The sequence below is a fragment of the Roseomonas sp. SRI_022 genome (assembly GCF_057586215.1).
In genome coordinates this window covers 269,946-281,604 of the sequence record NZ_JBYCZL010000003.1, presented here as the reverse complement: position 1 = coordinate 281,604, position 11,659 = coordinate 269,946, and the positions used below count along the sequence as shown (strand labels likewise).

At 71.5% G+C, this 11,659-nt stretch carries 15 protein-coding genes; 4 read left to right on the top strand and 11 right to left on the bottom strand.

Annotated features, from left to right (window positions below; all coding sequences use genetic code 11):
• Window positions 1–170: 170 nt before the first annotated feature.
• From AC2YHJ_RS04675 to AC2YHJ_RS04650, 6 genes are read right to left on the bottom strand one after another with little or no spacing between them, the layout of a single operon-like run.
• Window positions 171–1,226, bottom strand: coding sequence for an EscU/YscU/HrcU family type III secretion system export apparatus switch protein (locus tag AC2YHJ_RS04675; RefSeq protein ID WP_487394293.1), 1,056 nt, complete (start codon window positions 1,224–1,226; stop codon window positions 171–173).
• A 3-nt stretch (window positions 1,227–1,229) separates the two neighbouring features.
• Complete coding sequence (locus tag AC2YHJ_RS04670) at window positions 1,230–2,006, bottom strand: flagellar biosynthetic protein FliR (RefSeq protein WP_487394291.1); 777 nt, start codon at window positions 2,004–2,006, stop codon at window positions 1,230–1,232.
• Window positions 2,006–2,275 (bottom strand): flagellar biosynthetic protein FliQ, encoded by a 270-nt coding sequence (locus AC2YHJ_RS04665; protein ID WP_487394290.1) that lies wholly within the window; start codon window positions 2,273–2,275, stop codon window positions 2,006–2,008. The genes AC2YHJ_RS04670 and AC2YHJ_RS04665 overlap by 1 nt, the downstream gene beginning before the upstream one ends.
• 39 nt (window positions 2,276–2,314) lie before the next feature.
• The gene (gene fliE / locus AC2YHJ_RS04660) at window positions 2,315–2,614 is read right to left on the bottom strand and encodes a flagellar hook-basal body complex protein FliE (protein WP_487394289.1); all 300 of its coding nucleotides are present in this window, start codon (window positions 2,612–2,614) and stop codon (window positions 2,315–2,317) included.
• Window positions 2,614–3,021 (bottom strand): flagellar basal body rod protein FlgC, encoded by a 408-nt coding sequence (gene flgC, locus AC2YHJ_RS04655; protein ID WP_487394287.1) that lies wholly within the window; start codon window positions 3,019–3,021, stop codon window positions 2,614–2,616. Before flgC ends, fliE begins: the two co-directional genes overlap by 1 nt.
• Before the next feature lie 12 nt (window positions 3,022–3,033).
• On the bottom strand, window positions 3,034–3,414 hold the full coding sequence (locus AC2YHJ_RS04650) for a flagellar basal body rod protein FlgB (RefSeq protein WP_487394286.1): 381 nt from the start codon (window positions 3,412–3,414) through the stop codon (window positions 3,034–3,036).
• A gap of 87 nt (window positions 3,415–3,501) precedes the next feature.
• Here AC2YHJ_RS04650 and AC2YHJ_RS04645 point away from each other — a divergent pair, with 87 nt between their 5' ends.
• The 4 genes from AC2YHJ_RS04645 to AC2YHJ_RS04630 all read left to right on the top strand — a co-directional run bounded on the left by AC2YHJ_RS04645 (window position 3,502) and on the right by AC2YHJ_RS04630 (window position 6,250).
• Entirely contained in the window at window positions 3,502–3,774 is a 273-nt protein-coding gene (locus tag AC2YHJ_RS04645; RefSeq protein WP_487394285.1) for a hypothetical protein, read from the top strand.
• A 37-nt stretch (window positions 3,775–3,811) separates the two neighbouring features.
• The gene (locus AC2YHJ_RS04640; RefSeq protein WP_487394284.1) at window positions 3,812–4,078 is read left to right on the top strand and encodes a flagellar biosynthetic protein FliO; all 267 of its coding nucleotides are present in this window, start codon (window positions 3,812–3,814) and stop codon (window positions 4,076–4,078) included.
• Entirely contained in the window at window positions 4,075–4,806 is a 732-nt protein-coding gene (gene fliP / locus AC2YHJ_RS04635; RefSeq protein ID WP_487394282.1) for a flagellar type III secretion system pore protein FliP, read from the top strand. Before AC2YHJ_RS04640 ends, fliP begins: the two co-directional genes overlap by 4 nt.
• A 64-nt stretch (window positions 4,807–4,870) precedes the next feature.
• The gene (locus AC2YHJ_RS04630; protein WP_487394281.1) at window positions 4,871–6,250 is read left to right on the top strand and encodes a hypothetical protein; all 1,380 of its coding nucleotides are present in this window, start codon (window positions 4,871–4,873) and stop codon (window positions 6,248–6,250) included.
• Here the strand turns inward: AC2YHJ_RS04630 and speE are convergent, their stop codons facing one another.
• From speE to AC2YHJ_RS04605, 5 genes are all read right to left on the bottom strand, one after another.
• The gene (speE, locus tag AC2YHJ_RS04625) at window positions 6,251–7,123 is read right to left on the bottom strand and encodes a polyamine aminopropyltransferase (RefSeq protein WP_487394280.1); all 873 of its coding nucleotides are present in this window, start codon (window positions 7,121–7,123) and stop codon (window positions 6,251–6,253) included.
• Between the two features lie 80 nt (window positions 7,124–7,203).
• Entirely contained in the window at window positions 7,204–7,662 is a 459-nt protein-coding gene (speD, locus tag AC2YHJ_RS04620; RefSeq protein WP_487394279.1) for an adenosylmethionine decarboxylase, read from the bottom strand.
• 163 nt (window positions 7,663–7,825) lie between these two features.
• Window positions 7,826–10,702: a thioesterase domain-containing protein gene (locus AC2YHJ_RS04615; protein ID WP_487394278.1), complete on the bottom strand. Its 2,877-nt coding sequence runs from the start codon at window positions 10,700–10,702 to the stop codon at window positions 7,826–7,828.
• On the bottom strand, window positions 10,702–11,283 hold the full coding sequence (locus AC2YHJ_RS04610; RefSeq protein ID WP_487394277.1) for a protein phosphatase CheZ: 582 nt from the start codon (window positions 11,281–11,283) through the stop codon (window positions 10,702–10,704). Before AC2YHJ_RS04610 ends, AC2YHJ_RS04615 begins: the two co-directional genes overlap by 1 nt.
• Window positions 11,276–11,656 carry a chemotaxis response regulator CheY gene (locus tag AC2YHJ_RS04605; protein ID WP_487394276.1) on the bottom strand — a complete coding sequence of 127 codons (381 nt, stop codon included), beginning with the start codon at window positions 11,654–11,656 and terminating at the stop codon, window positions 11,276–11,278. The genes AC2YHJ_RS04610 and AC2YHJ_RS04605 overlap by 8 nt, the downstream gene beginning before the upstream one ends.
• Window positions 11,657–11,659 lie beyond the last annotated feature (3 nt).

Sequence of the window (11,659 nt, the reverse complement as noted above, 5' to 3'; positions counted from 1 at the left end):
CGCGGCGCGGCCGGGCTCCGGCCCAGGCCCGGTGCCGCACAGTCGCCCCAGCGCCGCATTGGCGAAGCGGATGCGCCCTTCGGTGTCCAGCACCGCGAGGCCCACCGCCTCCTCCGCCTCGAAGAGTTTCCGGAAGGCCGCCTCGTCCGGCTCCCGCCCGCGCAATCCGCTCACCCTGCCTGCCCCCGCATGCCGAGCCGCCAGACATAGGCGATGATCTCGGCCACCGCCTGATAATGTTCCGGCGGGATTTCCGTATCCAGGTCCAGCCGGAACAGCGCGCGGGCCAGCGGCGGATTGGAAACGATCGGCACCCCGGCTTCGTCCGCCACGGCGCGGATGCGCGCGGCGACCTCATCCGCACCCTTGGCGACGACGCGCGGCGCGGCTTCCCCGCCCTGGTCGTAGGCCAGCGCGACGGCAAAATGCGTCGGGTTGGTGATGACCACCGCCGCCTTGGGCACGGCGGCCATCATCCGCCCGCGCGCACGCTGCTGGCGGATCTGGCGCTGGCGACCCTTGATGTGCGGGTCGCCCTCGCTTTCGCGCGCTTCCTCCTTCTGGTCCTGGCGCGACATGCGCAGCCGGCGCAGGTGGCGCTGATACGCGAGCAGCCAGTCGGCCGCAGCGATCGCCGCGAAGGCCAGCAGCGCCGCGAATGCGAGGTCGCCCGCCGCCTGCCCGGCCTGCGTGAGCAATGCCGCCGCCGGCAGGTGCAGCAGGCGCGGCAGTTCCGCGGGATCGCCGATGGCATGCCACAGCGCCGCCCCCACCAAAGCGAGCTTGAGGGTCGTGCGCAGGAACTCGATCGCACCGTCCAGGCCGAAGATGCGCTTCAACGCCGCGACCGGATTGAGCCGCGAGAATTGCGGCACCAACCCTTTGGCCGAGACGAGGCCGCGCGTCTGCAAAAGGGTCGCCCCCACCGCGCCGAGTGCGGCCAGCAGCGCCACGGGCAGCGCAGCCATCAGCCCCAGCCGCGCCATCTCGATCGCCGCGTCGATCAGCGGGATCTCATGCGCGCGGGCCATAGCCCCGGCGAGGCCGCGCAGCATCGCCGCACCCGGCGCCACCGCCAGCATCAGGCCGAGCACGCCACCGGACAGCGCGCCAAGGCCCACCATGTCCCGGGACAGGGCGACCTGCCCATCCTCGCGCGCCTTCTCAAGGCGGCGTGGCGATGCTGCTTCTGTCTTGTCCCCGGCGTCCGTGCCGTCCTCGGCCATGGGTCAGCTCAGACCGGGCAGGGCCAGGAAGGCATCGCGCGCGGCCTCGGCAAAGGCGCCAAGCAGTGCGGGCATGACCAGCGCCAGCAAGGCGAGACCCGCCAGCACCTGTCCCGGCACGGCGATGAAATAGACCTGCACCTGCGGCGCGATGCGCGTCAGCAGCCCGAGCGCGACATTGATCACCACCGCCGCCAGCACGAAGGGCGCGGCAAGCCGCAGCGCCAGCGCGAGGCTGTCCGCCGCCGCGCTGGCCATGGCCTCCGCGCCCGTATCGGCGGGGAAGGGTTCGCCGACCGGCAGCACGGCATAGGATTCGGCCAGCGCCCGCAGCGGGATGGCGTAGAGCCCGCTGGACAGCACCACCACCGCGGCGGCCAGCGAGAACAGCCGCGCCGTGGCCGTGCCCTGCCCGCCGAGGTCCGGGCCCGGCACCAGTGCCTGGGCGAGGCCGAGCAGCAGCGCCACCGCTTGCCCGGCCATCGCCATCGCCATGCTCGCCAGCCGCGCCAGGCCGCCGAGCCAGAGGCCAACCAGGACCTCGATGGCGATCAGCCGCGCCCCCTCCCCCACCCCGTCCGGTGCGGCGGGCAGGCCGGGCGCCAAGGCAGGCATCAGCAGCAACACCAGGGCAAGGCCGAGGCCGAGGCGTACCGGCCCGGGCACCTCCTGCTCGCCGAGGCCGGGCAGCAGCATCACCGCAGCCCCCAGCCGCGCGAAGGCCACTACCGCCTGGAAGGCGAGGTTCGGCAGCGCGGCAAGCAACCCCGCTTCGTCCATCAGCCCTTCAGGCCCACATCCACCACGGCCTGGAACAGCCCGCCGGCATAGCCGCGCAGCACGCCGATGAAGAACGGCCCGAGCAGCAGCAGCGCACCAGCCAGCACCACCACCTTGGGCAGGAAGGCGAGCGTCGCCTCATTCACCTGCGTCAGCGCCTGGAGCACGGCGATCACCAGCCCGACCGCGAGCAGCAAGAGCAGCAACGGCCCGCCGATCTGCAACGCGATCCAGAGCGCTTCCCGGGCCGCCAGCGCCGTCTCGTTCATGGCTGGGATTTTCCCGGGACCTGCATGACCGGCGCCCCGTCAGATCGGCATGCGCATCACGTCCTGGTAGGCGGCAACGACACGGTCGCGCACCGCCACCGCCGTCTGCAGCGTCAGTTCCGCCCGACCAACCGCGAGCACCACATCGGTGACGCTGCCCTGCCCGGACAGCGCGGTCGTGGTGGTGGCGTCGGCTTGGCGGCCGACATCGACGGCCTGTTCCACCGCCCGCGTCAGTGCTGCACCGAAGCCCGCGCCACCGGTTGCGGCCTGCGGCAGCGCATCGGCGATGCGATAGGCGGCAGCCGCAGCCCCTGCTGCGGCGAGTGGCAGCGGCATCAGCGCAGCGCCTCGATGGTGCGGGTCAGCATGCCGCGCGTCACTTCCAGCACCTGGAGATTGGCGGCGTAGGATCGCTGCGCCTCGCGCATGTCCATCGTCTCGATCAGGCTGTCCACATTCGGCATGCGGACATAGCCGCGCGCATCGGCCGCCGGGTGGGACGGGTCGAAGCGCAGCGGGAAATCCCCCGTCGCATGGCCGATGCGCCCGACGCGCACCGTCTCGGCGCCGGCCTCACGATCCATCCTGTTGCGGAAGGTGACCGTCTTGCGGCGATAGGGATCCGCACCCGGCGATTGCCCGGTGCTGTCGCGGTTGGCGAGGTTCTCCGCCACCACGCGCAGCCGCGTGGACTGCGCCTGCATGCCGGCGGCCGAAATGCGCAAGGCTCGATCGAGGTCCATGCCCATGCCCCTTTACTGGTTGCGCCCGAGGGCGGTTCGGAACAGCCCGAGGTAGCGACGGTGCAGCCCCACCGCGAGGGCGTGCGCCGTCTCGGTCTCCGCGATGCGCAGCGCCTGGCGGTCGAGTGCCACGCCGTTGCCGTCCATGCTGCGTTCGACCCGCCGTTCCCGCTGCGTCCGCGCATCGCGCGTGGGTGCAAGGTGCCGCGGATCGGTCTGCGTCATGACGCCCTGCGCCCCAGCCAGCGCCTGCGCGAAGGGCCGCATGTCCGATGGCCGGAAGCCCGGCGTATCGGCATTGGCGACATTCTGCGCCAGCACGCGCTGGCGCGCATCGAGCCAGCGCAGTCGGGTCTCGGCCAGCGCGATCGGGCCGGTACGGGTCGGGTCCATCGCGCATCACCTCGCATGAGCACGGCGAAGGATCGGTTAATGGCGGCGATAACCTCGCGGTAACCAGGCGCGGTGTTGGATGCGCGCATGGACGGCATCGACATCGGCGCGACATCCGAGGCCCGGCAGGCCAGCGTTCTGCTCGCCGCGATCGAGGCCATGGAGGCGACCTTCTCGGTCGCCGGGGCGCTGCTCGCCGAACGTCGACGAATCGACCTCGATGGGCTGGAGACGGAGGTCGAACGCCTTTGCGTCGCCTGCCTCGCCACCCCGCGCGGCGCGGCGCCGGCGGTGCGCGCGCGGCTCGAAGGGTTGCTGCGCTCGCTCGACCGCCTGCGCGTGGCATTCGCACCACCCTAACGCGCCGGACCGATCACCCCCGGCAGGAGGCCGCGGCATGATCAGCATCGACACCACATCCTGGATCACCGCCGCCGCCGCATTGGCCGGCGTGGTCGCGCTCATCCTGCTTGCCGGGCGGCTCGCACGGCGCGCCGGGCTGGCGCCGCCGCAGGGCAATGCGCGCCTGCGGGTCGAGGAGAGCATCGCGCTCGATGCGCGCCGGCGCCTGCTGCTGGTGCGCTGCGACGGCCGCGCCCTGCTGCTGATGACGGGTGGCGCGCAGGACCGGGTCGTCGGATGGCTGCCGGAAGGCGGCGCATGAGGCGCGCGTTGCTTGTCGTCCTGATGCTGATGCTGCCCGGCGCCGCGCTGGCGCAGTCGGTGGCGATCGACCTCGGCCAGACGGGCCAACCGGGCGCGACGGCGCGGCTGGTGCAGCTGACGGCGCTGATCGGCATGCTGTCGCTCGCGCCGTCCCTGCTGGTGATGGCGACCGCCTTCGCGCGCATCGTCATCGTGCTGGCATTGCTGCGCAGCGCGATCGGCGCCCAGGGCATCCCGCCCAACCCGGTGCTGGTCGGCCTTGCGCTGTTCCTCACCTTCTTCGTCATGCAGCCGGTCTTCGAGGCATCCTGGACCCAGGGCATCGCCCCGATGACGGAAGGCCGCCTCGCCGAACTGCCCGGCCTGGAAGCCGCGGCCGAACCCTTCCGCCGCTTCATGGCCGCCCATGTGCGCGAGGATGACCTCACCCACTTCATCGAGATGGCCAACCTGCCGCAGCCCGCAAGCGCCGAGGCCGCGCCCTATCGCGCCCTGGTGCCGGCCTTCATGGTCAGCGAGCTGCGCCGCGCCTTCGAGATCGGCTTCCTGCTGTTCCTGCCGTTCCTCGTCATCGACATGGTCGTGGCCTCGGTGCTCATGTCGCTCGGCATGATGATGCTGCCGCCATCGGTGGTGGCGCTGCCCTTCAAGCTGATCTTCTTCGTACTGGTGGATGGCTGGCGGCTGGTGGCGGCGTCCCTCGTGCAGGGGTTCGCAGTCATGTGATTTCCTGGACAGCGCGGATCGCCCGGCGCAAGGCTAGATCAGGCTGCAACCCGGGATCGCCATCATGCGCGTCCTATTCGCCTGCCTGCTGTCACTGCTGGCGCTCCCGGCCGTCGCGCAGCGCGCGCCGCCCTGGGAAGGCATCTGCCAGAATCCCCTGGGCGTCGCCGCAGGCCCCGCCCAACCGGGCGCGGTCCGCACCGCGGGCCTGTGGGCCGGCTGGATCCGCTCCCGCGGCCTCGGCACGCTGCGCATCGAACGCGACCTGACGCAGCAGACCTCCAACGCGCGGGCGACGCTGAAGATCAACCTTCGCCAGCCGGAAGGCGTGGACGACAAGGATTGGCGCGCCACCTTCTTCGCCGCCATCGCCTACCGTGCCGCATCCGGCGCGCTGCCCACGGACGATTCCGGCCCCATCCTGGCCGTCGTCCATCCACCGACGCCGGAGGCGGGCATCACACCGCTGCGCGTCGAATTCACGCCGCCCGAGACCTGGTGGCGATCGATGTGGCAGGTCGCCGTCATCGCCTGCATCCCGAACCCGCCGAGCCCGGAACCGACCGCCTTCGGCATCACCGAAGTGACGGTGTCCAGCTACTACCTGTCCGTCGTGATCGGCATCGGGGCGGCCGCGCTACTGTATATCGTCATCGCCTTCACGGCGCTGCGCGTGCATGGGCAGCAGCTCGACACGCAGGCCCGCGAGCAGCGTGGCGGTGGCCGCCGCGCCTCGCCCGCCTTCTGGCGCGCGCTCAACCCCGTGGTGATCTGCCAGGACGCCTTCGGCGCGGCGAGCCTGTCACGCTTCCAGGTGCTGCTGTTCACGCTGACCGTCGTCGGCGTCTATGCCTATGTCTTCGCGCGCACGGGCAGTCTGTCCGGGCTGTCGAACACCGTGCTGATGCTGCTCGGCATCACCCTGGCGGGATCGACGCTGGCGGGCCTGGCCGATGGCCCGCCGCTGTCCACCGCGAACCGCGTCTGGCTGACGGCCACGGGCGTGCTCGACACGCGCCAGCGCACCCCGCGCTGGGAGGATCTGCTCGGCGCCGAGGGCGAGGTGGACGTCACCCGCGTGCAGGCGCTGGCATTCAGTGTCTTCGCCGCGGTCGCGCTGGTGGTGAACGGTGCCACGGACCTTGAGAACTTCACCATTCCCACCGAGCTCAACACGCTGATCGGCATCAGCCAGGCGGTCTATGTCGCCGGCAAGGCACTGCCGCGCGAATCGGCGAAGCGGCTGAACGACGAGGTGCGCGCGCTGCGCGACGCGGAACAGGCCACGCTGCGCAACCCGGCCGACGAGCCCGCCCGGCTGGAATTCGAACGCCTGCGCGCCGCGCTGCACGGCGTGCTGACGGATGTGTTCGGCGAACGCTTCCGCGCCGACCGGCTGCGCACGTTGCAGCCGGGAACGCTGGCGCCGGCGCAGGGCGGGTGATCAGCCCGCCTTCGGCAGGTGTTCCGCGATATAGGGCGGCAGGTGGAAGGCGCCGGCATGGATCTCCGGCGTCCAGTAGCGCGTGGTGCCGAGAATGCCGGCGACCTGCGCGCGTCGGCGGATCTCCTCGACCGGCACGGCGCGGCAGGATGCATCCTTGCCCGCCCAGCCCAGCGTCATGAAGCCGCCGACATAGGTCGGCACCGCGGCGAGATAGGCCCAGATGTCCGGGAAGACCTTGCCGCGACGGATCGAGGTCTCGCGCAGCTCATCTGCCTGCATCGCCGGCACGCCGCACTGGTTCACCACCATGCCGCGCGCGGTCAGCAGACGGGCGCAATTGGCGTAGAACTCGTCAGTGAACAGCACCTCCCCCACGCCGATCGGGTCGGTGCTGTCCACGATCACCACGTCGAAGGACGCGTCGGGCGCGCGGCGGACATAGTCGATGCCGTCGGCGACCAGCACCTCGGCGCGCGGGTCGTTCCAGGCGTCGCCCGCGATGCCCGGCAGATGTTCCTTGGCGAGGCGGATCACCTCGCCGTCGATCTCGACCATCACAGCGCGCTCGACATTGCGGTGCTGCAGGACGCGGCGCAGCACGCCGCCATCGCCGGCACCAATGATCAGCACGCGCTTCGCATCGCCATGCGCCAGCAGCGGCACATGGGCAATCATCTCCTGGTAGGAGAATTCGTCGGCTTCCGTGATCTGCACCACGCCATCGAGCATCATGACGCGGCCATGCGTCTCGCTCTCGAAGATCATGATGTCCTGGAATTCGGACTGCACGCGCGCGAGTTCACGCTTCACCCGGAAGCGCTGGCCCCAGGCGTCGTACAGCGTCTCATTCACCCAGAGGTCGTAGGCCATGGCTGACATCCCCATGATCGCAAGCAAAGGGGCCGGACGCTGCCGCCCGGCCCCCGTTCCGTCCGCACCGTGGCGGTGACTTAGCCGATCAGGCCGCGCTTGTGCTCGGAAAGCTGCACGCGTTCCGGCAGGAAGCCGCGCTTGAGCGCCGGCAGCGCCTTGTACGGGTCGCAATCGCCGCAGACGAAGATGTCCAGCGCCGCGTAGTCACGTTCCGGCCAGGAATGGATGGAGACATGGCTTTCCGCCAGCACCAGCACGCCCGACACGCCGCCGTTGGGCGAGAAGTGGTGGAAATGCCCGTGCAGGATCGTCGCCCCGGTCGCCAGCGCGGCCTCACGCAGCGTCGCATCGATGTGGTCGGGGTCGTCGAGATTCGTCGCCCCCCACAGGTCGATGATCAGATGCGTGCCGGCATAGCGAATGCCATTGCGCGCAATAAAGTAGTCCTTCTCGGGGCTCACCGAGCGGTCTTCGTCAATGTTCCGGGTGTCGCTCGGCAGATCCGAGACCATCCCCGGTTGGACGAGAGCATCCATGTTAAGGGCTCCTTCCAGCCAGCAGATGACCAGGGCGATCGGGGAAGTCCGATCATTTGGGTCAACGGCCGCGCGATATGGGGCAAGGGGTCAGGGGGCGCAAGTGAAATTGCACCGCATGGACCGGAAAAATTGCAGATCCCCCCCGAGGGGGACGCGCATCTCAGCGCGCGACCTGCACGCCTGCCCGCAAGGCCTCCAGCCGCGTTGGCAGCAGGCGCAGCAATCCGAGTTCGCGTTGCAGCCGCGGCAGGTCAGATATGCCGCGCACGGGGTCCGCCGTCAGCACTCCGAAGGCTTCGGCCAGGGCACCGCCTTCCATCCGCGTCCCCTGCGCCGCGCGCAACGCGGACAATCCCGCCTCATCCCCGGCCAGGGCGAGATAGGCCGCCTGACGCGCCAGCGCGGCGCGTTCCTCCTGTCCCAGGGGCGCAGGATGGGCCGGGAGGCGCGCGGCCAGGTGCTCGGCCATGGCCGCCGCCGCGCCGGTCCAGTCCCGTACCTCCGCGCGCAGATCCGCCCGCGCGGCAGCACCCTCCGGCCCCAGCGGGGTGAGCAGCGCCTCGGCCCGCGCGGGATCGTTGCGCCGCGCCAGGGCGCGGGCGCGCAGCACGGTGCGGCGCGCCGCGACCGCCGCATCCAGCCCTTCCGATTCGCTGGCATCCAACGCCGCGATCGTGCCCGCCGCATCGCCCTCGGCCGCGCGCATCGCCGCCAGCCTGGCGCCGATCTCGGCCCGCGCCGCGGGGTCCGGCGCTGCCGCCACCGCGCCCCGCAGCAGCGCCGCCGCACGATCCGTCAGGTCGAGCGCGGCGAGACGATCCGCGAGCAGCAGCACCGCGGCCTGCCCATGCGTGCCGGCGGGAAGCAGATCCGGATGCGCATCGAACAACGTCGCGGCGGTGAGCGGCGGCGCCGTCCCGAGCGCCGCGACGAAGGCATCCTGCAAGGCCGGGCGCAGTGCGGCGGCCTGGTCGGGGAACAGGCGTCCCGTCTCCTCCAACAGGGCGTAGGCCCGCTGTCCCTGGCCGGCTTCCTGCCGCAATTCGGCAATGCGGCGGCGCAGCGCCAGTTCCTCCGCCCCGCCGCGCCAGGCGAACAAGGATTGCTCCAGCGCCTCGGCGGCCGCGGGCCCGTCGATCGCGCCGATGGCCAGGCGCAGTTCCGCCACGCGCCTGAGCGCCACGGCGCGCTGTCGCCGGTCCCGTCCAGCGCCCAGCGCGCCATAGGCCGCGATCGCATCGTCCCGCCGGCCTTCGGCTTCCAGCACCATGGCGCGCGCCAGGTCGAGACCCGGCGCACCCTCGGCCTGGGCGAGCAGCGCCGCGGCCCCGGCGGCTTCCCCGCCCTGGGCGAGCGCTTCGATCGCGATCGGCAGCACCCGGGCGCGCAAGGCGTCCGGATAGCTGAGCAAGACCGGCGCGCTGGCGCTCAGGGCGGCAGCACCCGTCTCCCCCCGCGACAGGGCGCGCCACAGCGCCACCTCGTCACGAGACGGCAGACGCGGATCGTCCAGCGAGCGCGCATCCGCCGGCCGGCCGGACAGCAGCGCCGCCACGCCATGGGCCAGCAGCAGCCGCGCATCCGCGCGCGATTGCGGGTCCTCCTGGAAGGCAATGGTGGCCATGGCCTGCGCTTCCTGCGGCATGCCCAGTGCCAGCAACGTCTCCGCCGCATCGCGCCGCGCCGGGCCGCGCGACAGGGGCGGCGCGGCATTCACCGCGGCCAGCACGTTGCGCAGGCGTTCGAGCAGCGCCGGCACCGAACCGGATGGCAGGTCGAGCAGGCGGCTCGTCGCCATGGCCGCGGCTGGTGGTTCCTGCCCCGGCTGCGGCCCGAGGCCGATCCCTTCCCCCACAGCCGCCTGCAAGGCGAAACGGTCCTCGGTGACGATGCGCAACGCCAGCCGGTCCGACCGCGCCAGGATGGCGGCCCCGAGCATGGTCGGCAGCAGGTCGAATTCCGGCAGGCGACGGGCCACCAGCACGCCCGGGCCGGGTTGGCGCAGCGTGCCGACCAGCAGGGTCTCTCCGGTCGCCGGGTCGGCAATCGCCACCGTGCCGCCGGGCTGGCCGCCCTGCAGCAGCAGGCGAGCCGGCGGGCCGGGATCGGGCGTGGCGCGCAGCGTTGGCGCATCCGCCGGGGCGGCATCGCGGGTTGCCTCCGCCACCCAGGCCGCACCATCCCGGTGCAGCGCAAGGCGCATGGGCGCGGGCAGCGTTAGGCGAAGGGCGGTACCCTCCCCCGCCGGCTGGATTTCGAGCCCACCAAAGACCGGGTGGCCGCGCAGGGCGGCAGGGTCGGCCTCGATGGTGCGGTCCAGCACCAGATGAACCCACTCGCCTCGGCGGAAGACGGCTAGGCCCGCATCGGCGCCGGCATCCAGCACGAGGGCCGCGCCACCGGGCAGCGGGCGGATGCGTGCCGAGGGCGCAGGCGGCGACAGCGGGAGCGGCGCGGCTGGGGCCTGTGTCGCGGCTGGCACCCCGGTGAGTGCGGCAACCGGGGTCTGCGCTGCCGGTGGCGTGGCACTGGATGGCGTCGCGGCCACCGGTTGCGGCCCGACAGGCGGTAGTGGCGGCGCAGCAGGTGGTGGCAGGGCCGCAGCGGCTGGCGGCGATGGCGTCGCGTCGCGGCTGCGCGATCGCTCGACATTCCCGGCTGCCGCGACCCGTGGCGTGCCTTCCGCCGCATCGCGCAGGTCCAGCACAATGCGGTTGCCGATCCGGAAATGCCGCGGCCGAACCCCAGGCGCGACGTGCAGGACGACCGCCGCGCCGTCGCGTTCGACCGCCACCACGTTGCGTGGCAGGCGGCGGGCCGGCGACAGGTCGATCTGCGCCGGCGCATCGAAGCGGATCACGACGCGCCCGTCCTGCTCCTCGACCCTGTAGCCGACGCGCGACGGCCAATCGAACACCAGCCGCCCATGATCGGCATGGCTGCCGACGCGTAGCGGCACGCGCGGCGCATCCTGACCCCATGCCGGCGACGCGACGCCGAGCAGCGCGAACAGCAGCAGCAGCGCCGGCAGGCGCATCAGTCGAAACTAGCCAGCAGGCGGTCGATCTCCGCCTGGGAGGTGCCGCCACCGGGGAGTTGCGGTCCGTTGGCGAGTTCCTGCCCCTCGGTCCGCGGGGCCGCGACAGGTGGCGGCGCGGCGGGGCGACCGGAGGCATTGGCGACCGCCGCCTCGACCCGGGATTCGATCGCCTTCAGCGCCGAGACCACCTTGCCGATGCGCTGGCCCGTGATGTCCTGGAAGGAACAGGCCTCGTAGATGCGCGTGACCGCACCTTGCAGTGCGGCGGCAGCGGCCTCCGGCACCTCGGATTGCAGGCGTTCGAGCACTTCGCAGCAATCGAGGATCTCGTTCGTCGCTTCCGCCGTGTGACCGACGATGGCGTCGAGTTCGTCGGTCGCGGAGGGGATATGCGCGCCGGTGATGTCGTCTACCGACAGGGCGGCGATCTCCGCCTTGGCGCGGGCGATGGTGCGGCCCAAGGCTTCGAGTTCCGCCAGCAGCGCCGCCTCCCGCGCCGTCAGGTCGCCGGCCATGGAATCGAGCACGGCGCGCACCGCCGCCTCGATGCGGTCGTCACCCGGGATGCCGTCAGGCATGGACCATCACCTTCTCGATCTTCTCCTTCAGCGTCTCGGCGTTGAAGGGCTTCACGATGTAGTTCGACACGCCAGCCTGCTTGGCGGCGACGACGTTCTCCGTCTTGCTCTCGGCGGTGATCATGATGAAGGGCAGGTTCTTCAGCCGGCTGTCGGCGCGCACCTCCTTCAGCAGATCGAGCCCCGTCATCGGCGCCATGTTCCAGTCGCTGATGACCAGGCCGAAATTGCCGGCGCGCAGCTTGGCCAGCGCCTCCTGCCCGTCCGTGGCCTCATCGACATTGTTGAAGTCCAGCTGCTTCAACAGGTTGCGGATGATGCGCAGCATCGTCCGGTAGTCGTCCACGATCAGGACGTTGGTGTTCCTGTCCATCGG

Bases quoted from the DNA above. Each gene is read 5' to 3' on its own strand.
- AC2YHJ_RS04675 (WP_487394293.1), bottom strand. From the start codon at position 1,226: ATGGCCGAGGACGGCACGGACGCCGGGGACAAGACAGAAGCAGCATCG.
- AC2YHJ_RS04670 (WP_487394291.1), bottom strand. From the start codon at position 2,006: ATGGACGAAGCGGGGTTGCTTGCCGCGCTGCCGAACCTCGCCTTCCAG.
- AC2YHJ_RS04665 (WP_487394290.1), bottom strand. From the start codon at position 2,275: ATGAACGAGACGGCGCTGGCGGCCCGGGAAGCGCTCTGGATCGCGTTG.
- fliE (WP_487394289.1), bottom strand. From the start codon at position 2,614: ATGCCGCTGCCACTCGCCGCAGCAGGGGCTGCGGCTGCCGCCTATCGC.
- flgC (WP_487394287.1), bottom strand. From the start codon at position 3,021: ATGGACCTCGATCGAGCCTTGCGCATTTCGGCCGCCGGCATGCAGGCG.
- AC2YHJ_RS04650 (WP_487394286.1), bottom strand. From the start codon at position 3,414: ATGGACCCGACCCGTACCGGCCCGATCGCGCTGGCCGAGACCCGACTG.
- AC2YHJ_RS04645 (WP_487394285.1), top strand. From the start codon at position 3,502: ATGGACGGCATCGACATCGGCGCGACATCCGAGGCCCGGCAGGCCAGC.
- AC2YHJ_RS04640 (WP_487394284.1), top strand. From the start codon at position 3,812: ATGATCAGCATCGACACCACATCCTGGATCACCGCCGCCGCCGCATTG.
- fliP (WP_487394282.1), top strand. From the start codon at position 4,075: ATGAGGCGCGCGTTGCTTGTCGTCCTGATGCTGATGCTGCCCGGCGCC.
- AC2YHJ_RS04630 (WP_487394281.1), top strand. From the start codon at position 4,871: ATGCGCGTCCTATTCGCCTGCCTGCTGTCACTGCTGGCGCTCCCGGCC.
- speE (WP_487394280.1), bottom strand. From the start codon at position 7,123: ATGGCCTACGACCTCTGGGTGAATGAGACGCTGTACGACGCCTGGGGC.
- speD (WP_487394279.1), bottom strand. From the start codon at position 7,662: ATGGATGCTCTCGTCCAACCGGGGATGGTCTCGGATCTGCCGAGCGAC.
- AC2YHJ_RS04615 (WP_487394278.1), bottom strand. From the start codon at position 10,702: ATGCGCCTGCCGGCGCTGCTGCTGCTGTTCGCGCTGCTCGGCGTCGCG.
- AC2YHJ_RS04610 (WP_487394277.1), bottom strand. From the start codon at position 11,283: ATGCCTGACGGCATCCCGGGTGACGACCGCATCGAGGCGGCGGTGCGC.
- AC2YHJ_RS04605 (WP_487394276.1), bottom strand. From the start codon at position 11,656: ATGGACAGGAACACCAACGTCCTGATCGTGGACGACTACCGGACGATG.